This window comes from Sphingopyxis sp. CCNWLW2 (assembly GCF_037095755.1).
Lineage (GTDB): Bacteria > Pseudomonadota > Alphaproteobacteria > Sphingomonadales > Sphingomonadaceae > Sphingopyxis.
The window spans coordinates 231,309-252,167 of sequence record NZ_JBAWKJ010000002.1 but is presented as its reverse complement, the minus strand read 5'-3'; the positions used below and the strand labels follow the sequence as shown (position 1 = coordinate 252,167).

20 protein-coding genes are annotated in these 20,859 nt (G+C 61.1%); 5 read left to right on the top strand and 15 right to left on the bottom strand.

Translation table 11 applies throughout. The features are described 5' to 3' along the window. Positions 1 to 134: 134 nt before the first annotated feature. Together V8J55_RS12290 and V8J55_RS12285 are read right to left on the bottom strand one after the other, a co-directional pair. On the bottom strand, positions 135 to 1,337 hold the full coding sequence (locus tag V8J55_RS12290; protein ID WP_336445937.1) for a nucleotide sugar dehydrogenase: 1,203 nt from the start codon (positions 1,335 to 1,337) through the stop codon (positions 135 to 137). Positions 1,338 to 1,407: 70 nt separating this feature from the next. Beyond that, the gene (locus V8J55_RS12285; RefSeq protein ID WP_336445936.1) at positions 1,408 to 2,871 is read right to left on the bottom strand and encodes a protein adenylyltransferase SelO; all 1,464 of its coding nucleotides are present in this window, start codon (positions 2,869 to 2,871) and stop codon (positions 1,408 to 1,410) included. Between V8J55_RS12285 and V8J55_RS12280 the strand changes: the two genes are divergently transcribed. Both V8J55_RS12280 and V8J55_RS12275 read left to right on the top strand, forming a co-directional pair. Next, positions 2,842 to 4,791, top strand: coding sequence for a right-handed parallel beta-helix repeat-containing protein (locus tag V8J55_RS12280; RefSeq protein WP_336445935.1), 1,950 nt, complete (start codon positions 2,842 to 2,844; stop codon positions 4,789 to 4,791). The two genes, V8J55_RS12285 and V8J55_RS12280, sit on opposite strands and share 30 nt — an antisense overlap. A gap of 142 nt (positions 4,792 to 4,933) precedes the next feature. Next, the gene (locus tag V8J55_RS12275; protein WP_336445934.1) at positions 4,934 to 5,932 is read left to right on the top strand and encodes an NAD-dependent epimerase/dehydratase family protein; all 999 of its coding nucleotides are present in this window, start codon (positions 4,934 to 4,936) and stop codon (positions 5,930 to 5,932) included. Between the two features lie 3 nt (positions 5,933 to 5,935). On the opposite strand, the gene V8J55_RS12270 is transcribed toward V8J55_RS12275, so the two are convergent. After that, the gene (locus V8J55_RS12270; protein ID WP_336445933.1) at positions 5,936 to 6,886 is read right to left on the bottom strand and encodes a glycosyltransferase; all 951 of its coding nucleotides are present in this window, start codon (positions 6,884 to 6,886) and stop codon (positions 5,936 to 5,938) included. Between the two features lie 210 nt (positions 6,887 to 7,096). Between V8J55_RS12270 and rfbB the strand changes: the two genes are divergently transcribed. After that, positions 7,097 to 8,149 (top strand): dTDP-glucose 4,6-dehydratase, encoded by a 1,053-nt coding sequence (rfbB, locus tag V8J55_RS12265; protein WP_336445932.1) that lies wholly within the window; start codon positions 7,097 to 7,099, stop codon positions 8,147 to 8,149. 13 nt (positions 8,150 to 8,162) lie between these two features. Here the strand turns inward: rfbB and rfbD are convergent, their stop codons facing one another. The 6 genes from rfbD to V8J55_RS12235 are packed head-to-tail and all read right to left on the bottom strand — an operon-like array spanning position 8,163 to position 13,330. Beyond that, positions 8,163 to 9,020, bottom strand: a complete 858-nt coding sequence (gene rfbD / locus V8J55_RS12260) for a dTDP-4-dehydrorhamnose reductase (RefSeq protein WP_336445931.1) — start codon at positions 9,018 to 9,020, stop codon at positions 8,163 to 8,165. Between the two features lie 11 nt (positions 9,021 to 9,031). Further along, positions 9,032 to 9,577, bottom strand: coding sequence for a dTDP-4-dehydrorhamnose 3,5-epimerase (rfbC, locus tag V8J55_RS12255; RefSeq protein ID WP_336445930.1), 546 nt, complete (start codon positions 9,575 to 9,577; stop codon positions 9,032 to 9,034). Further along, positions 9,577 to 10,452: a glucose-1-phosphate thymidylyltransferase RfbA gene (rfbA, locus tag V8J55_RS12250; RefSeq protein WP_336445929.1), complete on the bottom strand. Its 876-nt coding sequence runs from the start codon at positions 10,450 to 10,452 to the stop codon at positions 9,577 to 9,579. Before rfbA ends, rfbC begins: the two co-directional genes overlap by 1 nt. Before the next feature lie 4 nt (positions 10,453 to 10,456). Then, positions 10,457 to 11,215: a glycosyltransferase family 2 protein gene (locus V8J55_RS12245; RefSeq protein ID WP_336445928.1), complete on the bottom strand. Its 759-nt coding sequence runs from the start codon at positions 11,213 to 11,215 to the stop codon at positions 10,457 to 10,459. Then, entirely contained in the window at positions 11,196 to 12,386 is a 1,191-nt protein-coding gene (locus tag V8J55_RS12240) for an O-antigen polymerase (RefSeq protein WP_336445927.1), read from the bottom strand. Before V8J55_RS12240 ends, V8J55_RS12245 begins: the two co-directional genes overlap by 20 nt. Then, positions 12,359 to 13,330 carry a hypothetical protein gene (locus V8J55_RS12235; protein ID WP_336445926.1) on the bottom strand — a complete coding sequence of 324 codons (972 nt, stop codon included), beginning with the start codon at positions 13,328 to 13,330 and terminating at the stop codon, positions 12,359 to 12,361. Before V8J55_RS12235 ends, V8J55_RS12240 begins: the two co-directional genes overlap by 28 nt. A gap of 560 nt (positions 13,331 to 13,890) precedes the next feature. Between V8J55_RS12235 and V8J55_RS12230 the strand changes: the two genes are divergently transcribed. Next, positions 13,891 to 15,105 (top strand): DegT/DnrJ/EryC1/StrS family aminotransferase, encoded by a 1,215-nt coding sequence (locus tag V8J55_RS12230; RefSeq protein ID WP_336445925.1) that lies wholly within the window; start codon positions 13,891 to 13,893, stop codon positions 15,103 to 15,105. Next, positions 15,105 to 15,764 (top strand): DapH/DapD/GlmU-related protein, encoded by a 660-nt coding sequence (locus V8J55_RS12225; RefSeq protein ID WP_336445924.1) that lies wholly within the window; start codon positions 15,105 to 15,107, stop codon positions 15,762 to 15,764. The genes V8J55_RS12230 and V8J55_RS12225 overlap by 1 nt, the downstream gene beginning before the upstream one ends. On the opposite strand, the gene V8J55_RS12220 is transcribed toward V8J55_RS12225, so the two are convergent. Genes V8J55_RS12220 through V8J55_RS12195 form a run of 6 tightly spaced genes read right to left on the bottom strand, consistent with a single transcriptional unit; the run spans position 15,765 to position 20,853 of the window. Further along, a complete protein-coding gene (locus V8J55_RS12220; RefSeq protein WP_336445923.1) occupies positions 15,765 to 16,844 on the bottom strand; it encodes an aromatic ring-hydroxylating oxygenase subunit alpha in 1,080 nt (359 codons plus the stop codon). Between the two features lie 43 nt (positions 16,845 to 16,887). Beyond that, entirely contained in the window at positions 16,888 to 17,652 is a 765-nt protein-coding gene (locus tag V8J55_RS12215) for an SDR family NAD(P)-dependent oxidoreductase (protein ID WP_336445922.1), read from the bottom strand. Beyond that, positions 17,649 to 18,701: a ketoacyl-ACP synthase III gene (locus tag V8J55_RS12210; RefSeq protein WP_336445921.1), complete on the bottom strand. Its 1,053-nt coding sequence runs from the start codon at positions 18,699 to 18,701 to the stop codon at positions 17,649 to 17,651. Before V8J55_RS12210 ends, V8J55_RS12215 begins: the two co-directional genes overlap by 4 nt. Beyond that, complete coding sequence (locus V8J55_RS12205; RefSeq protein WP_336445920.1) at positions 18,698 to 18,916, bottom strand: phosphopantetheine-binding protein; 219 nt, start codon at positions 18,914 to 18,916, stop codon at positions 18,698 to 18,700. Before V8J55_RS12205 ends, V8J55_RS12210 begins: the two co-directional genes overlap by 4 nt. Before the next feature lie 16 nt (positions 18,917 to 18,932). After that, the gene (locus V8J55_RS12200) at positions 18,933 to 19,982 is read right to left on the bottom strand and encodes a 3-oxoacyl-ACP synthase III family protein (RefSeq protein WP_336445919.1); all 1,050 of its coding nucleotides are present in this window, start codon (positions 19,980 to 19,982) and stop codon (positions 18,933 to 18,935) included. 40 nt (positions 19,983 to 20,022) lie between these two features. Next, on the bottom strand, positions 20,023 to 20,853 hold the full coding sequence (locus tag V8J55_RS12195; protein ID WP_336445918.1) for an alpha/beta hydrolase: 831 nt from the start codon (positions 20,851 to 20,853) through the stop codon (positions 20,023 to 20,025). Positions 20,854 to 20,859: the final 6 nt, after the last annotated feature.

The window sequence follows — 20,859 nt, the reverse complement described above, 5'->3', positions numbered from 1 at the left end:
TCTGCTGGCCACCGATACGCACTTGTGGCTTGCGAGATATGGCTGTGCAACCCGTTTCTCCCCATTTGACAAGCTAACTCTCCGACAATGGGACAGTTCCCGGCGATGCGGCGAGTTGCGGCGATGGAGAAAACTCAGGAATCGGCGCCGAACAGGTCGCGGCTGTAAACCTTGTCCGCGACATCGGCGAGGTCGTCGGTCACGCGGTTCGCGATGATCACGTCGGCCTCGGCCTTGAACGCCTCGAGATCGCGGATCACGCGCGAGTTGAACAGGCGCTCCTCCTCGACCAGAGGTTCATAGACGATCACCTCGATGCCCTTGGCCTTCAGGCGCTTCATCACGCCCAATATGCTGCTGGCGCGAAAATTGTCCGATCCCGCCTTCATCGCGAGGCGGTGGATGCCGACGACGCGTGGGGCTCGCTTGATGACTTCGGACGCGATGAAATCCTTACGCGTCGTGTTCGACGACACGATCGCCTGGATCAGATTCTGCGGCACTTCCTGATAGTTGGCGAGCATCTGCTTGGTGTCCTTGGGCAGGCAATAGCCGCCATAGCCAAAGGACGGATTGTTGTAGAATTGCCCGATGCGCGGGTCGAGGCACACCCCCTCGATCACCTGGCGCGAGTCCACGCCGTGCGAGGCGGCATAGGTATCGAGCTCGTTGAAGAAGGCGACGCGCATCGCAAGATAAGTGTTGGCGAACAGCTTGATCGCCTCGGCCTCGGTATTGCCCGTCTGCAATATCGCCGCATCGGGCTTGAGCGACCCTTCGAGCAACAGGCGCGCGAATTCCGCCGCGCGCGGATGCGTGTTGCCGACGATGATGCGCGAGGGATGGAGATTGTCGTAGAGCGCGCGCCCCTCGCGCAGGAATTCGGGCGAAAAGACGATCGTGTCGCTGCCATGCTCGGCGCGCATCCGCTCGGTGAAGCCCACCGGCACGGTCGATTTGACGATGATCAGCGCGCCCGGCGCCTTCACCAGCGCATCGGCGATCACGCTTTCGACCGTCCGCGTGTTGAAATAATTGGTGTCGGGATCATAGTCGGTCGGCGTCGCAACGATGACGAAGGCCGCACCCGAATAGGCGGCATCGCGGTCGGTCGTCGCGATCAGGTTCAGCGGCTTGTTCGCGAGATAATCCTCGATCTCGGGATCGGCGATCGGCGATTGCTTCGCATTGATCTGCTCGACCTTGCGCGCATCGATGTCGAGCGCGATCACTTCATTGCGCTGCGCCAGCAAAACGGCGTTGGAAATACCGACATAGCCCGTGCCGACGACTGTAATTTTGACGGACGGCGCATGCGGCACATTTGCTGGGGGCAATGACTTATCCTCTGATCGATGTGGCGCCGTCCCTAGCAATTGCGGCGCAGCGGCTCAACCGTGGCCGGCGTCAGGTGCCGCAGAAGGTCGTGTAGGGACCGGCGTCGGCCGGAGCCGGCGCGGCAAACCGCTCGTGCCCCGGACGAAGCGCACAGGGATCGCGCACGACCTCAAGCAGTTCGAGCCACGGCGCGAGGTCGCCCGCCTCGGACGCGTCCAACGCGGCTTCGACCAGATGATTCCGCGGGATATAGAGCGGGTTCACCGCGTCCATCGCGGCGGCATGGTCCAGCGGCCCGGTCGCCTCGTGTGCGATCCGCTCCCACCACAGGGCGATCCACGGCGCCATCGCGTCGGGGGCCGGGAGCAGGCTTTCGAGCATCGCGCCGTCGCCGCGCAGCAGCATGGCGAGCGCGCGAAAGAAGGAGGTGAAATCCATCTCATGTTCTTCGAGTTCGTCGAAGAGCGTATCGATGAGTTCGCCATCGTCGTCGCCCTCGCCGCCCAGCCCCAGCTTTTCCCTGACCCGCGCATGCCATATCGCGCGGAAACGGCCGGGAATGGCGTCGACCAACGCCTTTGCCGCGTCGACATCGGCGGGCGACACCCGGTGGATCGCGGGCAGCAATGCCTCGGCAAAGCGCGCCATGTTCCAGTGCAATATCTGCGGCTGGCGGCCATAGGCATAGCGGCCGTTAGCGTCGATCGAACTGAACACCGTGTTCACCGCAAAGCGATCCATGAAGGCGCACGGCCCATAGTCGATCGTCTCGCCACTGATCGCGACATTGTCGGTGTTCATCACGCCGTGGATGAAGCCGACGCCAAGCCACTGCGCGACCAGTTCGCATTGCAGGCCGATGACGCGATCAAGCAGCGCGAGCGACGGATTGGCGGATTCGGCCAGGTCGGGGAAATGGCGGCGAATGCTGTAATCGGCGAGCTGGACGACGTGATCGGCGCCGAAATGCGCAGCAAAAAACTGGAAGGTGCCGACGCGGATGTGGCTGCTCGCGATGCGCGTCAGCACCGCGCCGGGATGCGCGCGCTCGCGCTGGACGCGGTCCCCCGTCGCGACGGCGGCGAGCGCCCGCGTCGTCGAGACGCCCATCGCCGCCATTGCTTCCGAAACCAGAAATTCGCGCAGCACCGGGCCGATCGCGGCCTTGCCGTCGCCATTGCGCGAAAAGGCGGTCGGCCCGGATCCTTTCAACTGGACGTCGAAGCGCGCACCGTCGGGTGCAATGATTTCGCCGAGAAGCAGCGCTCGCCCATCGCCGAGTTGCGGCGAAAAATGCCCGAACTGGTGCCCGGCGTAGGCGAGCGCCAGCGGGTTGGCGCCTTTGGGAAGCGCTTGCCCCGAAAAAAGCTGCGCCAGTTCGTCCGGATCGACGCCATCGGCATCGATGCCCAATCGCTTCCCAAGCGCGTGATTGAAAGCCAGAAGCGTCGGTGCCGACGGCTTCACAGCTTCGGCGGGAGCGTAGAAGCCTTCCATCGAATCATGAAAACTGTTGTCGAACGCAAAATCCATGCCACCGCTCCTTGCCCTTCCAATTTGATCGTCAGCGTCATCTTTGCAAGCCATACTGTTGGGACATGGACACTTCGGCCGGCCGCGGCCCCCGCACGCAACGTCAAATCGGCCGCTTCCCGCGAGCGCCAAAATACTTTAGTTCGCGGGCCGGCCCCAGATGCTCGACGACCACGACCGGCGGAGGACAAACTGCTTCAATCTCTCTGTATCGATGACGTCGAAGGTTGCGATCCGACGGGCAGGAGCGGATCGTCGGCGGCGCTTGCTGAGGCTTTCAAAACCGCGAGGCGCGTCGAAGGCAAGGCGGGTTCGACCTACCTGATCGACCGGACCGTCGTCCTTCCGCCCGACACCGAGTTCGTCGGCAATGGAGCGACCATCAAGCTTGTCCCGGGCAGCATCGCGTTCCGGCTAGCCAATCCGCGTTGCAAATTTGCGAACTGGATCATCGAGGGAAATGGTGCGCTTTACGCGGTTCTCGCCACGTCGGACCGCGCGGAATTTTCCGACAATATCTGCCGCGGGGACATCGGCCATTTCCTGTTCAGTACCGGTGCGACCAATGTTTCGGCGCTTCGGAATCGGATCGAGGGTGGAACCGCCGCAACCGAGATCACGACAGCCTTGCTTGCGGAAGACACCAAAGGCGTCACGTTCAGCGACAATCATTTTCGCGACATAATGACTGGCTGGGCCATGTCGGTTCGTGGGGGAACCGAAAATGTCGTGATTTCAGGCAATGACTGCCGCCAAACGCAATGGTCCGATAGCATCGTCGCCACCGCGGGACAGCGGATGTTTCGTTTCGTTCTGGGCTCGCGCGTTCACCTTAAGCGTATCCAAATCAACGGTTCGCCGCGATCGATGGGATATACGATTACTGGCGCAGGTCCGGAATATGCGGTGGCGTTCAGCGTTGGCCGGAAAGCGGGCGAAGTCGTCAAGCTGGTTGGATATCGCGGCGCCGAAAACATCCAGGTCAATACAGGCTGCAAGTCGGTATCGGTCACAGAAAATTATGTCGACGGAACGGGCGACAGCGGAATCCTGATATTGTCCCCGCACTCCACCGTAGCCGACAATATCGTAAAAAATTGCGGTTTTGCAGGCATCGCCATTTACGCGGGTGCCGATCACGCAACCATCACTGGAAACCATGTGTCGGATTGCGCGCAGATGGACGATGCGTTGTCGAGCCCCGACTTTCCCCTGCTCTCGTCGGTATTCGCCGGCGGCATCCTGATCAGCAGTCAGGATGTCACGGTTACCGGAAACACGATCGAAAACAATTCGGGGACCATGCGATACGGCATACGCATCAACAAATCGGACATGGCGCTCCGGACCGATGGCGGGGCCGCGATTACCCTCGCGCGAAACAGCATCAAGGGGTCTTTTGCGGACGGAAAAATCTTCGCGATCAACGATACAGGTGGGGAACGAATCAATTCGGTTGTCGTCGACGGACCGGTTGTCACCTATCCCGCCGCGATCGATATCGACCAGCCATGGACGAACGCGCCACCGTCCGGCCGTCACTTCGCGTACGGCGGCTTTGGCAGAAGCTTTTCCGTTCGCGACGCGATGGTCCGGCGGAGCGGCAAAGCGTCGATCCGGACCGTCGCCCGCGAATATCTCGATATCGAGCCGCGAGAGGCGGCGATGCTGCGCAACTGCGTCGTGGAAATCAGCTTCTGGGCCAAGAATGGCAGCGGCGAGTCCTATTTTACCGTGTTTACCGAATTGCGGGGTCTCCCTTTTCCACTCACGGCGACGATTACCGATAAGTCCTGGAGGCCCTATAAGATCCGTTTCATGTTTACTGATAATCTGGCCGCCAAGATGCTTCTCCGCATTGGGGCTAAAAGCGGCTTTGCCAATATCCAGAATATAGAGATCGTCGGCCGCCGCCTGTAGCGCAGACCCATCTGACGATAAGAGTTAACCGGCTGTTTGCGATGTTCGTGCCATCGCCGTATCGCTCATGCTGACTATTGCCCCAAATGAACGGAAACAGAAATCCGATGATTGCGCAGCGGAAAATCCGGAAATCTGAATTATGACCGTTGTCGTGACCGGGATCGCCGGCTTCATAGGGATGCACACAGCCGCCCATCTGCTCGCGCGGGGCGAGACGGTGATCGGCATCGACAATTTCAACGATTATTATCCCGCCGCCCTGAAAGATGCGCGCATCAAAGAACTCGCGGAGATAGGCAGCGATCGGCTTGCGATCCATCGCGCCGATATCGGCGACGAGGCCGCGCTGGCCGCCGCCCTGGCCCATACCAACTTCGACCGGATCGTCCACCTCGCGGCGCAAGCCGGCGTACGCTATTCGCTCGACAATCCGGTTGCCTATGTCCGTTCGAATGTGGCCGGCCATGTGAACATCCTGGAGATCGCGCGCCACCGCGGCGTCCGCCATCTGGTCTATGCTTCGTCATCCTCAGTCTATGGCGCGAACAAGGCCATGCCGTTTCGCGTCGAGGACAGGGTCGACCAACCGATCTCGCTCTATGCCGCGACCAAGCGTGCGGACGAATTGATGAGCGAGACCTACGCCCATCTCTTCCGCATTCCACAAACGGGCCTGCGCTTCTTCACCGTTTACGGACCTTGGGGGCGCCCCGATATGGCGCTGTGGAAATTCACGAAAGCGATCATCGAGGGCCAACCGATCGATGTCTATAATCAGGGCGATATGCGCCGCGACTTCACCTATATCGACGACATCGTCGCCGGGGTGATCGCCAGTCTCGACAATCCGCCGACCGACGACGGCCAACCGAAGGCCGGCGGCTTTGTCACGCCGCACCGTCTATACAATATCGGCAACAACCGGCCCGAACAGCTGATGGATCTCATCCACGAGATCGAAAAGGCCTGCGGCCGCAAGGCGCAGCTCAACCTGCTTCCGATGCAGGACGGCGATGTCCATGAAACCTATGCCGATATCGGCGCGATCGCCAATGAACTAGGTTATGCGCCGAAAACCGGCATTCGCACCGGTGTCGGCAATTTCGTGTCCTGGTATCGCCAATTCTATGGCGTGTAAAAGCTAGATCAGCCCCGAAATCAAAGCAGCGGCCAGCGCCAGTTGCGCCTTGGGCTCACGCCGGAGTTCGCGGACGTGCGCCGCAAGCCACAGCCTGTCGCCGACGTTCAGCCGGGCCATCCGGTCCAGCACCGGCCGCTCCGCCATATTGTCTGGATCAAGGAAACGTCGGTTGCGCACAACCGTGCCGCGATACCAACCCTCGCGCATCAGCGACAGGCGTTTCAGCGCGCCCTTCACGCCAGACTGGGCACCGAAAAAATTCTGCTCATGCTGGCGATAGCGGATGCCCGACCAGTCATCGATCACCCATGCCAGGCCATGCGACCGACAAATCGCATAGCAGAGCCAGTCGTGCGACACTCCCCACCAGTCCTGATCGTCGACCCGGCCGATACGCATCGCGATCAGTTCCGCCGCCTTCTGATCGAAAACATAGGTACAACCCGCCGATGCCGCCTGGAACAAATGATCGAAGCGCCGTTGCGGATCGGCCTTCGCCATCGTCCATTCGGCCCCCCGGGCTTCGGAAAAGGCGGTCAGATTGGACGCGTAACCCGAAGCCCCGCTCTCCGTCAGTCGCCCGACCGCACGTTCCAGCTTTTCGGGCAGCCAGATATCATCCTGGTCCGAGAAGGCGAAATAGGCGTGCGGCATCCGGTGGACGTCGGCCAGCATGCTGAAAAAATTTCCGCTTGCAGTGCCGAAGCGGTGGGGCGCATCGTCGAGCAGGACGATCCGGCCGGGGTGCGTTTCGGACAAAGAGCGAACGATCTCGAGGGTGCCGTCGCTGGAGCCATCGTCGCGTACATAGATTGTCGTGGCAACGCCGCGCTGACCAAGGATGCTCTCGATCTGGTCGGCGACGAACATCTCGCCGTTATATGTTGCCAACATGACGCCGACAGACGGTTCCGATACCGCCCCGCCCAATTCGTCGAATCTATTCATCATATTGATATTCTTACGATCTCTTTCAGGGGGCCGGCGTCAACACGGCCGAGGCCGGAGCCGATACCATGGCATGCCGGGAAGGTCGAGCGGTGCGGCGAACCTTTGGGTCTTTGACTTGCGCGCCGGCTTTGTTGCGTGCGATAGGCGCCGCACCCGGTCGCTCGGGTAAGATCGTCGCGGCCGCGAAGTAGGTTCGAGCATGGAGATCGTATGAAGCGCATTTTGGTGACCGGCGGTGCTGGCTTTATCGGGTCGGCGGTATGCCGTCATCTCGTCCAGGATCTGGGGCATGAGGTGGTCAATGTCGATGCGCTTACCTATGCGGCCAGCCAGTCTTCGCTGGCGCCAATCGAAAATTCGGGCCGTTATCATTTCGAGCAGGTCGATGTGCGCGACCGCACCGCGGTCGATGGCGTTTTTGCGCGGTATCAGCCCGACGCCGTGATGCACCTCGCCGCCGAAAGCCATGTCGACCGGTCGATTTCAGGCGCGCAGGTCTTCCTCGAAACCAATATTCTCGGCACCGCGGTGATGCTGGAGGCGCTGCGCGCTTACCGCGACAGCTTGCCGACGGAACGCGCAGATGCGTTACGCTTCCTCCATATCTCGACCGACGAGGTCTATGGCTCGCTGGGCCCGACGGGCCTCTTTACCGAAGAGACGCCCTACGATCCTTCCTCGCCTTACTCAGCCTCGAAAGCCGCGTCGGATCATATCGTGACGGCGTGGGTGCGGACTTATGGCCTGCCCTGCGTGATCTCGAACTGCTCGAACAATTACGGGCCCTATCACTTCCCCGAGAAGCTGATCCCGCTCGTCATCCTCAACGCGCTCCACGGCAAGGCCTTGCCGGTCTATGGCGACGGGTCGAATATCCGCGACTGGCTCTATGTCGACGACCATGCCCGCGCGCTGGTGATGATCCTCGAAAAGGGGCGCGCCGGCGAGAAATATAATATCGGCGGGCGTAACGAGCGCACTAACCTTGAGGTCGTCGAGCGCATCTGCGACCTGATGGACGCGATGGCGCCGAAGGATCGCGCGCACCGCGACCTGATCACCTTCGTCACCGATCGTCCCGGCCACGACCATCGCTATGCGATCGACGCGACGAAGACCGAGAATGAGATCGGCTGGAAAGCGCAGGATGATTTCGACAGCGGGATCGAAAAGACCGTTCGCTGGTATCTCGATAACCAGACGTGGTGGGAACCGATCCGCAACAAGGTCTATGCGGGTGAACGGCTCGGCACGCTGAAGTAAGCGCGCCGACCGGTCAGCCCTGCTCGCGCACCTCGCGCAGCATCAGGCGCAGGTTCGCCCGCCAATGCGCAGCTGGCGCCCCGATGAGGGCGCTGGTCGCTTCCTTGTCGAGCACCGAATAATGCGGGCGCCTGGCCGGCGTGGGATAGGCGCTGCTCGGGATCGGCAGGACCGGGATTGCGCGGTCGAGCAGCCCGATGGCCAGCGCCTCCTCCTGGATCGCAACCGCAAAGTCATACCAGCTCGCCGCACCGCTATCGGTGTAGTGATACAGGCCGGTCGCTTCCGCGGTTGCCAGCTTCCAGATGCCGTCGGCCAACGAGGTCGCCCACGTCGGCGTACCGATCTGGTCGGAAACAACGCGAAGTTCGTCGCGCTCGGCCATCAGTCGCAGCATCGTGCGGACGAAATTCGCGCCCCGGCTGCCGTAGACCCATGCGGTACGGACGATCAGCGCGCCCTCCCCTGCTTCCTGTTCGCCGCGAAGCTTCGACGCGCCATAGACGCCGAGCGGCGCCGTCGGCGCATCGGGGGCATAGGGCATTCCCGCCGTGCCGTCGAAAACGAAGTCCGTCGACACATGGACGAAACGCGCACCCGCCGCTTTCGCCGCCTGCGCCAGATAGCCCACCGCGTCGCCGTTGATCCGGAACGCGGCTTCGACATCGCTCTCCGCCTTGTCGACGGCGGTGTAAGCGGCGGCGTTGATCAGCAGTTGCGGCGCGACCGAGGCCACGAAAGACCGTACGGCATCGGCATCGCCGATATCGAGTTCGGCGCTCGTCGCCGCCACGATCTGCGTATCGACGGGGGCTACAGCCTGAAGCGCCTGCCCCAATTGGCCGCCCGCACCGGTGATCAGAACCTTCATCGCTGCGTCTTTCAAGCGAAGGTCGGCGCTTCGGACAGCGGCAACCCGGCGATGTCCTTTGCCGACAGCGTCGGCGAGATACCATCCAACGGCCACTCGATGCCGATCGCCGGGTCGTTCCACAGCAGGCTGTGCTCGTTCGCCGGCGCGTAGTCGCTCGTGCATTTGTAGAGGAAGTCGGTGCCATCCTCGAGACAGAGGAAGCCGTGCGCCATCCCCTCGGGAACATAGAGCATCTTCTTGTTCGCCGCCGACAGTTCCACCCCGAACCATTTGCCGAAGGTCGGCGACGAACGACGCATATCGACCGCGACGTCGAAAACGGCACCGGCGGTCACGCGCACCAGCTTTCCCTGCGGGCCCGGCTTTTGATAATGCATCCCGCGAAGCACGCCGCGCGAGGACCGGCTGTGGTTGTCCTGCACAAAGCTCAGGTCCATTCCCGCCTTGCGAAACACCTCAGCATTCCAGCTTTCCATGAAAAAGCCGCGGTCGTCGCCAAAGACCTTGGGCTCGATGACCATCACGCCTTCGATGGGGGTCGGGATGAACAACATCAGAAGCGACGCTCCAGCAGTTTCATCAGATATTCGCCATAGCCCGATTTGCGGAGCGGCTCGGCGATGCGCTGCAGCTGCGCGTCGTCGATGAAGCCCTTGCGCCAGGCGATCTCTTCGGGGGCGCAGATTTTCAGTCCCTGCCGCTCTTCGGTGATGCGGACATAGTTGGCGGCGTCGATCAGCGATGCGTGCGTCCCGGTGTCGAGCCAGGCATAGCCACGCCCCATGATCTCGACCGACAATTCGCCCGCCTCCAGATACATGCGGTTGAGGTCGGTGATCTCCAGCTCGCCGCGCGCCGACGGCTTGACCTGGTGCGCGAGTTCGACGGCGCGCCCGTCGTAAAAATAGAGACCCGTCACGGCGAAGTTCGATTTCGGGTTGGCGGGTTTTTCCTCGATCGTTTCGGCCCGGCCCTCGGCGTCGAAGGACACGACGCCATAGGCGGTTGGATCCCCGACATAATAGCCGAACACCGTCGCGCCCGTCTGGCGGTCGGCGGCCGATTCAAGCAGCTGCGGCAGACCGTGGCCGTAGAAGATATTGTCGCCGAGGATGAGCGTCGACGGGTTGGTCCCGACGAAATCGGCACCGATATGATAAGCCTGCGCCAGCCCGCCCGGATCCGGCTGGACCGCATATTCGATCGTCATGCCCATGTCGGTGCCGTCGCCGAGCAGCGCCTGAAAGGCCGCCTGATCCTGCGGCGTCGTGATGATCAGCACTTCGCGAATGCCGGCCAGCATCAACACCGACAGCGGATAATAGATCATCGGCTTGTCATAGACCGGCATCAACTGCTTCGATACGCCCTTGGTCAGGGGATAGAGCCGCGTGCCCGAACCGCCCGCGAGAATTATACCTTTACGCATATCGCTATATTTTCCCTTGAAGTTTCAATCTGGCTGCGCGGCGAAATAACACGATCATTGCAGTCAGATTCCCTATCCGGTCCACCAGAATCGTCTTCCATTTCCTCCGCGTACTCGGCGAAAGATTGGCCGAATGGCGACGATAGAGAAGCGATGGCTGATCACTATACGCAACCCGTCCCATCGCCATCGCGCAGCTGGCGAGCCACCAGTCATGCATCGAAATGCGATGAGGAAACGGTAACGCCAAGGTCAATATCTCACGGCGGAAGGCCATGCAGCACCCGATAAAATTATTCTTAAGGAAATTTTTCGAGATAGAGTTGGTGTTCGGCCGATATCCGTCGGCGAAAAATTCCCGCACCCGCCTACCATCGACATAGATTGCTGAATTCGCAAGCACAGCTACGCCGCCGCCCTCGCGAATAGCGGCAAGCATTCGCTCTTTTCGCCCGTCGATCCAGATGTCGTCCTGATCGCTCAGAAAGATAATGTCCTTGGTCGCTAGTGACAGCAGTGTCTCGAATGTCTTGGCGACGCCGACATTCAGTTCGTTACGCATGACCCTCAGGCCGGGATGTCGCGGCTCCAACGCCTTCACAATCGCATAGCTTTCGTCCGTCGAACGGTCGTCAAGGATGAGAATCTCGTCCTCCGCTGACACCTGAGACAATATCGATTCCAACTGCTCGATAATAAACCGGGAGCCGTTGTACATCGCGACGAGAATCGAAACGCCTTCGCTACACCCGCGCGACAACACGCTGCTCCCTGGTAGCTCGCAGCACGCGATAAATAACCGAATAGAGCAGGACGCCCGACAGCATGAGGATCAGAACCGTCAGTCCGCGAATGAACTGGTCGTCGAACGGGCTCATCAGGCCGGCATAGAGAAGGAAACCGGACAGCACGCCGAGCACGCGGTTGCGCAGGATATTGAAAGCCGCGATCGCAATGGACGAGATCAGGCCGTAACCGAAAAAGAAGACAGCAAGGCCATAGACGCCATAGTCATGGAACGGTGGATACATTGCGCTGAAAACGTTGATTGGTGGCGACGTATCGATGAATGGGAAATAGGACGGTGGCGGGATCCCGAGACCTGGCAGGATATAATAGATAAACCGCGGCACGGTGAGCAACGAGTTGAACTGCGGATAACCAGCCGTATAATAATATTCAAAACCCGCAACGCCGCCAAAGGCGTAAACTTCGAGGTTGCGCAAAACATCTTCTAGCCGGGATTCATAGGCGTTGGCAGAAATGCTTGCAACCACCGACAATATCGAAAACAATAAAGCAAACGCGGCAAACATCAAAAATATGAAAGAGAATTTGTACTTTGATTGCGAAATCCATTTCACCGAAATGACGCAAAGACCAAAGAGCAAATGCGCGCGAGAATATGCCGCGATACTCAGCGTAACAAACAACAAGACCATGAAAAACGGAAATCTTCCTTTCACGTCGATGCGATCGATCACCGAAACCAGGCAGAATGAAATAGTGATGTTGACGAGCGCGGCGAGGAAGCGGGCCAATATGTCGCCTTCTTCCCATTTGTCCAAAGCGATCTGACGAGCATCGCCCAGCGACAGCCCCTGGGCTAACGGCAAAAGGATATTCATGACGATGATGCCCGCCGCCAGAAAGATCGACAGGCGCATCAGGAGCGTTACGGCACGGGCGTCAAGCGGCTCCTTCCTCCGCGGCTGAAACAGGGCCGGCCGGAAGTTCATAACAAGGCGCGGGCCAAAGAAACCCGCGGTGTAAGAGGCCACGGTCAGGAATATCAGAAACAGGATACCGAACTGGAACGTATAGAAAACGCGCGAATCATACGCGAGAAAATAGACCAGCTGCATCGTCCACGCAGAAAGGAACGCGAGAAGCGGAAGATAGCCGCTTAGGCGATTGGTCGCCGAGCCGTCCATGAGAGAATTCCATAATCAAAAATCATGCGGAGCATACCGGCCGCCGCTGCACCGGCAACGCCATAGTGCACGGTTGCAAAGATCAAAAGGGGGAAATAAAGCGCCGCTTCGGTCACATGCGCATAAGCCACCCGCCGCGGCTGACCGCGCGCGAGGAGATAGGCATAGGGCGCCTGCGCGATCGAATTGAACAGAAAACCAATCGACATGATCGCCGACAATAGAGCGACCTCGCCGACGCTCACTCCAAGCCATACGGCAACAAAAAAGGGCGCAACAAGCAGGCAGCCTAGATAGATGATCATCGAAAACTGGACGACATTACGCTTTTCGGCACGATACAGGGCGACGGATTGGGCTTCCGAAAGATAGCTCATCCGCGGCTGAATGGCGGCCACATAGGATGAGCTGAACAGGATCGTCTTGCCGATGAATTCCTGAAGAATGGCGTAGATGGCGATCGACGAGGCGCCGGTGTAATAGGCAAGGACAAATCGGTCGCCATAAACCATCAAGGGGCTGATCGTGGATGACACCGTCGCCCAGCCGCCAAAGGCAATGATGCGCTTCATCGACACCGGGATCTTGGTGGCGGCCTGCGCTGCGCTTTCGCGAATATGCGGCAAGAGCATGGCCACGGCGTAACCACACGCCGCCAGCCGGACGAGGGCGTAGAAGATGCACACATTCAACAAGCTCGCATCACCGGCAAGGATCAACAGCGAAGGGCACAGAAAAAGGGACGAATAGGAAAGGAACTTGAAAATGTTCGCTTCCTTGAATTTCTCCAAACCTTCCAGCGATGCCCGGACGAGGTTCGAGATCAGATAGACCGGAAGCGACACGACGACGACCGTGAGCGCGCCGACCTGATCCGCATTCGCGACCGCGAAGCGCGCCATTATCTCGTCACGGAACGGCAAAACGAGGGCCGCGATTGCCATGGCGACGAGGATCGAAAAAGCGGATGCCTTCCTGATCGATCGATAGAGCGATATGCCATGATCGGATTTGCTCAGCGCGGCATAATAGAGGAGCGCGCGCGACAAACCGAAGTCGAAAAGTCCCGTATATCCGATCGCCGCCCATATGATCGTTAGATAGCCGACATATTCCGAAGAGCCGGATCGATAGAGATAGGGCACGCAAAAAAGCGCGATAAAGAGCGGCCCGATATTCCCGAAGATGTTCCAGAGAAAGAAATTGTTATTGACGATGAGATCCAATTTGGATCTCAATACCGGCACGATACTCCCAATGACTCTCATGCCCATGCCCTGCTCTGGACATCGCATGGACGCGCTGCAGCGTGCACCATCGGCATCCTCGCGGCGAAACAGGGTGAAATCGAGTTGGGGAAGCTTGGGTCCATGATGCCTGGCTATAAGGTTGTGGCCGCGTCGTTATCCGCAGCACGGCCCAAGGGCAAATGATGATTCCGCACTAGCCCCCAGCATGGCGCCCGATTTCAACACCCCAAGCCCGACCGCCCCTCGATGAGGCAATGGACAGCCCTTACCGCCACGAGTATGGCGCGACCATGCTCGCGAACCTCAACTCAGTCTGGCCCTCCTTCTCGGATGAAGAAGTCGCCGCCGCCGCCGCCGTCATCGCCTCCAACAAGGTCAATTACTGGACCGGACAGGAAGGTCGCGCATTCGAACGCGAATTTGCCGAATGGGCCGGAAGCGCGCGCGCCGTGGCCTTGGCCAACGGCACGCTGGCGCTCGACGTTGCGCTGAAGGCGATGAATATCGGGCCAGGCGATGAGGTGATCGTGACGCCCCGCACCTTCATTGCGTCGGCATCGACGGTCGTGAGCGCTGGCGCCACCCCCGTGTTTGCTGACGTCGACGCCGACAGCGGCAACATATCCCCCGCGACGATCGCCGCGGTCCTGACCGAGAAGACGAAGGCGATCATCCCGGTGCATCTTGCGGGCTGGCCTTGCGACATGGATGGGATCATGGCCCTTGCCGCCGACCGCGATATTTGGGTCGTCGAGGATTGCGCGCAGGCCCATGGCGCGAAGGTCGGCGATCGCAGCGTCGGCAGCATCGGTCATGTCGGCGCCTGGTCCTTTTGCCAGGACAAGATTATGACGACCGGGGGCGAAGGCGGGATGGTCACGACCGACGACCCCGACCTGTGGTCGGCGATGTGGTCGTACAAGGATCACGGCAAGAGCTGGGAAGCGGTCTATGAACGCGAACATGCGCCGGGGTTTCGCTGGGTCCACGAAAGCTTCGGGACCAACTGGCGCATGCTGGAAGTCCAGTCCGCTATCGGGCGCATCCAGCTGGGCCGGATGCAGGCATGGAACGCACGCCGTACGTTGATCGCGCAGGCGATCGCGGCGGCGCTGAAGCCCTTTGCGGGCGCGGTCCGCGTCCCCGCGCCGGTGCAGGGCATGACGCACGCCTATTACCGCCAATACGCCTATGTCCGGCCCGACGGCCTGAAATCCGGCTGGTCGCGCGACCGGATCGTGGCGGAGTTGAACGCGCGCAGCGTCCCCGTGATGCAGGGCAGCTGTTCCGAAGTCTATCTGGAAAAGGCATTCGACGGCACGCCCTGGCGGCCCGCCGAGCGCCTGCCCGTCGCCCGTGACCTCGGCGAAACCAGCCTGATGTTCCTGACGCATCCGACGATGACCGACGAAGAAATCGGCCGGCATGTCGCCGCGATCGGCGAAGTGCTGGACGCGGCAACGGCATAATGGCGCCTGCGGACCTCAACCGGCTGATCATCGTCGGCGGCGGCGGCTTCGGCCATGAAGTCGCGAGTTGGGCGCACGATTGTCACGCCGCAGGCAGCTTGCCGGCAGCAAGCGGCTATCTCGACGATGAGGATCGCGGGCCTCTCGGCCGCGGCGTCCCGCATATTGGCACGGTGGCCGGCTATCAGCCGCAGCCGGGCGACCGGCTGCTGCTCGCGGTCGGCACGCCCGACACCAAGCGCAAGCTGGTCGACCTCCTCCGTCCGCGCGGCGCCATCTTTGCGACGCTCATTCATCCCACCGCGGTCATCGGGTCGAACTGCCGACATGACGAGGGCGTGATCATCTGTCCGCTCGCAATGAACACCGCGAACACGCACATGGGCCCCTTCTCCACCCTGCTCACCTTTTCGGGCCTCGGCCACGACGCACGGCTCGGCGCCTTTTCGACGGTCAGTTCGCACGTCGACCTGATGGGGCATGCGACGGTCGGCGAAGGCGTCTTCATCGGATCGGGCGCGCGCGTCATGCCCGGCGTCACCGTCGGCGACGGTGCTCGTATCGGCGCCAATGTTGTCGTGCAGCGCAAGGTCGCGGCCGGGATGACGCTTTTCGCCCTGCCCGCCAAATCCCTGAAAATGCCGGCTTCGAAGGGCTGATCAGCCCTCCATCGCGGCTTCATACGCGGCCGCGAAAGCCTCGATCCGCACTTCGTCCGCGCCCAGAAGCGGAGGGCGGTTCGCCGCCGCCATGCCGCGCTGCACCGTCTCGAGGATCGCACGGTCCTCGTTTATGACGTATTTGCCCAGCGTCGCGCCTTGCTTGTTCATCAGATTCTGCCGCGCCTGCGCCCGCTCATCGAGTTCGACCCCCGGCGCGAAGAAGCGCGTCCGCAAATTCGTCGCGCCCGCCGACACCGGGATCGCATGACCGACATAGAAGGCCGTGCCCTCGGTCGACGAAATGAACAGATTGGGAAAGATATGCACATGAAAGAAGGATTCATGCGCAAATTCGCGGTCGGCGAGGTGCGCCACCGCCTTTGCCTTCAATGCGTCGCGCGCGGTCGGCGATTTCGGAAAATGGGACGAGCTGTGCCCGCGGTCCAGCCGGACATCGGCAATCGGCTTTTTCCCGATCCCCAGTCCTTTGACGAACGTCTCGGGATGGACATAGCCGCAATGATAACATTCGAGCACATTCTCGGCGAGCAGCTTCCAGTTAGCGGCGTGATGGATCGTGTCGATATCGGTGAGCGCGCCCATCGCACCGCTCAGCTGTTCGAGCACCGGCACGAATTCGCCCAGATAATCGGCGAGCGGCGGCGGCGCGCTTTCCATCGAGACGAACACGAAACGCCCGCACGCTTCCACATGGAATCGCTGCAGGCACACGCGCTCGTCGTCGCGGCTCTCGGCGAAACCCTGACGCGGGGGCAAGGTCTTGGGGCGCCCATCACCGTCGAACGCCCAGCCGTGGTATCGGCAGATGAGCGAGCGATTGCCGCGCTCTTCGGTCTGGATGAGGTTCAGCCGGTGCGGGCAGACGTTGCGAAACGCGCGCAGCGACCCGGCGAAATTCTGGACGACGATCGCCGTCCCCGGCAGGTCGACGCAGACGAAATCCTGATCGTTCGCCAGTTCGTCGGCCATCGCGACGAATTGCCAGCCCCTGCGGAACAGCAATTTCATCTCGCGCTCGAGCGCGGCGGGATCGACATAGTTGGAAACGGGAATCACGGGTTCGACAATCCTGATGCCGGCGCCGACGGGCGCGCGCTCTTCACTTGGCCGCGTAGCCGCCATCGACGGGCAAGTCGATGCCCGTGATCCATGGCGACGCGTCGCTCAGCAGGAAGGCAACCGCGGCCGCCACGTCATCGGGCTGCCCGAAACCGAGCGGGTGCAAATCGCGATAGCCCGCGACGAGGTCGTCGCTCACGCTCTCGACAAAGCTGCGGTGCATCGCGGTTTCCACCGCACCCGCGGTGATCGAATTCACGCGGATCCGCCGATCGGCAAGCTCGACCGCCAAAGCGCGAACCATGCCACTGGTCGCCGCCTTCGCCGCCGAATAGGCGACCATGCCGCGGCGCCCGCGCACCGCCGATACCGACGACATGAACACCAGCGAACCGCCATCGTTCATCGCATTTTTCCGCGACAGCGCCTTAGCCATGCCCAGCGCGCCCATCACCGCGGCACCAAAAAGATCGTCGATCTGGGCCTCTTTGGTCAGGCGCATCGGCATGACGAGGCTGGTGCCGGCGGAATGGAACAGGCCGTCGATCGCGCCGCGTTCCTTCACGATCCGCTGCACCAGTTCGTCGGCCGCGCTGAAATCGCCAACATCGGCAGCGAAGCGTGCGTGCGTCCCCTCCCCGCCCAATCCCGAAAGCGTGGCATCCAGCCGCGCCTCGTCGCGTCCGACGAGCGACAGGTTGGCGCCCAGCGTCGCGAGATAGGCCGCTGCCGCCTGACCCAAGCCCGACGACGCGCCGGTGACGACGATATGTTTGCCCGCGAGGCTGTTCGAGGCGAAAATCATAGCGTGAGCAAGGCGACCGATTTCAGCGCGCCGACATCGATCGAGGCGCCGCCCCACGAATAGCCGACCCCGAAACCGAACATGCCGAGCCGGAGCGGCTTAGACGAAAGATCGCCCGCCAGCTTGTCGCAGATCAGCAGCGGGATCGTCGCACTGCTCGTGTTGCCGAATGCGTCGATATTGATCGGCACCTTCTCGCTCGGCAGCTTCGCCTTTTTCGCGAGATGGTTGATCATGAAGGTATTCGCCTGATGAAACAGGAAATAGTCATAATCGTCGACCGTCTTGCCCGCGATCTGCATCGTTTCGGCAACGAGCGTCGGGACCGCTTTCAGCGTGAAGGTGAAGATTTCGCCGCCGTCCATGAACAGCTTGTCCTGTTCGTTCGGCGTCTTTTCATGCTTCTGCTGGCGCGATGCGCCGCTGGGAATGATCAGATTATTGGCACCGCGCCCATCGGTTCCGAGAACGAAATAAGCCGGCTCGGCCTTTTCGTCATATTCGATCGCGGTCACCGTGCCGGCATCGCCGAACAGCATCGCCGTGGCGCGGTCGCTGGGGTCCACGACGCGGCTGCTGGTATCGCCGACCGCAAGCAACACGCGCCGCGCCGCGCCCGTCTGCACCATGCTCATCGCCAGCCACAGGCCGTAAGGATAGGCCGAACAGCCCAGATTGATGTCGAACGCGATGATCCCCGGGCGCAGGTCGAGCAGCGGCTGCATCACCGCTGCGGTCGCCGGAAGGCGGTAATCGGGGGTCTGCGAGATAAAGATCAACGCGTCGACCGACGCCGGGTCCCAGTCGAGATCCTCGAGCACACGCTTGCCCGCGGCGACGCACAGGTCGGCCGTGGTGGTCGCATCATCGACCCAGCGGCGCGTCAAGACGCCCGTCATCTTGGTAACGTCGGCGACGCCATCGCCGAATTGTTCGGAGAAATGGTCGTTGCCGACGACGCGGGGCGGCACACAGGCAGCCAAGCCGACGATCGACGCCGACTGGACCTTGGCCGCCTGCCCGCTTTTAAGAACCGCTTCGACTGTCACGCCACCGCCGCGTCGACCAGCTTGCCGATATCGCCGACCGTTTTGCATTCGGCCAGATCCTCGGCACTGACCGAAACGTCGTGCACTTCGTCGATCAGCGCCAGCGTCGAAACCACGGCAAGCGAATCCCAAAGCTCGCCGAGTTCGAAACCCTCTTCGAGTTCGCTCGCTTCGACTTCCAGAATTTCAGCCAGTCCGTCGCGAAAGTCAGACATAGTCACTCCTTATATTTCAAAAACTTATCGAACCCGCTGCCCAGGACAGGCCTACTCCGAAGCCCACTAACATATGGCGTCCGGGCGGAAAACGACTTTGTTCGGCCATATCTTCCAGAACGAAAGGGATCGTCGACGAGACGGTATTTCCGATATCGGCGTAGCGCCGCGGCACCCGATCGTCGCCGAGGCCGAGCTTTTTCTGGAGCGAATCCAGCATGAACTTGTTCGCCTGATGCAGGATCACGCTATCGAACGCCTCGATCGGCAAGCCCGCCTTGTCCGTCAGGCGCGCGACGACTTCGGGCACACGTTTCAGCGTGAAGTTCAGGACTGCCCCGCCGTTCATGTAGAGATTATCCCGCGACCGCACATTGCCGCTCTTGTCGACGACTTCCTCTGCGGTTTCCTTGCTGCGGGGCGTTCTAAAGCCGCCGCCTTCGACGATCAGCTGGTGCGCGCCGCTGCCATCGGTGCCGAATTCGAACGGACCGATGCTCCCCGTATCGCCCGGACCGTTTCGTTTGATCAAGGTCGCCGCCGCGCCATCGCCAAACAAGGTTCGAACACTCTTGTCGCGCGCGTTGATATATTTGGAATAGGTGTCTGCCGTGACGAGCAGGATCGTCGAAGCCATTCCGCCCGCGATCAACCCCGCCGCCAGCGACAGGCCATAGACGAACCCCGAGCAGCCCAGATTGATGTCGAGCGCGCCGACCCCGGTGCCGAGTTGCAGCCGGTCCTGCATGATGCAGGCCGATGTCGGCAGGACATAGTCGGGTGCCTGCGTACAGAAAATCAGAAAATCGACATCGCCCCGGTCGATCCCGGCCTGTCCGAACAGCTTTTCCGCAGCCGCCACGCCCAGATCAAGCGCGGTTTCGTCGGGGCCGGCGATACGCCGCTCCGCGATCCCCGTCTTGTCGAGAATCTTGTCGGCGGGCCATTCGGGATACAGCGCGGCCAGTTCCGCATTATCCAGAACGGCTTCGGGTACATGGGTCGCAATCGCGACGATGCGGGCCGGCACGCTTCCGGCTGCCGCGTTTTCTGCAAATGATGTCATCAACCGATACCGTTACAAGAGACTCGGGGCGAACACGAAATCATTCGATATGGCCCTCAATAAAGGCAATTATCCGCCCTGCATGCACAGACCAGCTTCGATGTACTTCATATAAATGGCCGCCGCCAGCCGCAATCTCGACGCTGCCACGGCCCGGTGCGAAGCTGTCGCGCATCGCCTTCAGTGCCCCCTCCCCATTTTCCCATATCCGCTCATGCTCGCTCAGGATGGCGAGAACCGGGCAGCCGATACGCGATGCGACAGAGGAAAACTGGCTTGGCCAGCGGAGCAGCACTTCGTCCACTTCATCCTTTCGCCAGGGCTCTCCAGATTTGCGAAGCGCAATCGGTGCCCGCCAGTCGAAACTGCCATCGGGTCCGAAGAAGAAAGCATGCGGAAGGACGACCTCGCCGCCGCCGTGCAGACCATTGAGCCATGCCAGCGCGGCTTCGGTCGGATGCGATCCGATACCCGACGTCACGAGGCATTTCAGCATCGGCGGCGATTGCGCCGCCCAGTGCATCGCCACAGCGCCGCCGATCGAATGGCCGAACAATGCTATGGGCAGGTCGGGATCTTCGCACGCCGCAACCGCCCGCTCGACCAGCTTAGCGAGGAGCAAGCTTGCGGAATATATCGGGGTCGGAGTCTCTATCGGCGGCGACATCCCGTGCCCCGGCCTGTCGACCATCAACACCGCGTGCCCGGCGCCAAGCGCCGTCCCCGCAAATGAGAAGGATGGCAGGTCGAAATATCGCCCGTTGCACCCGCCGCCATGGACACAGACGATCAGCGACGCCGGTCGACTGTCGCCGCGGATCAAGCGCCCATGAAGGCCGTCCGCTTCCAGTTCCTGCGCATTGCCGATCACCGTCGA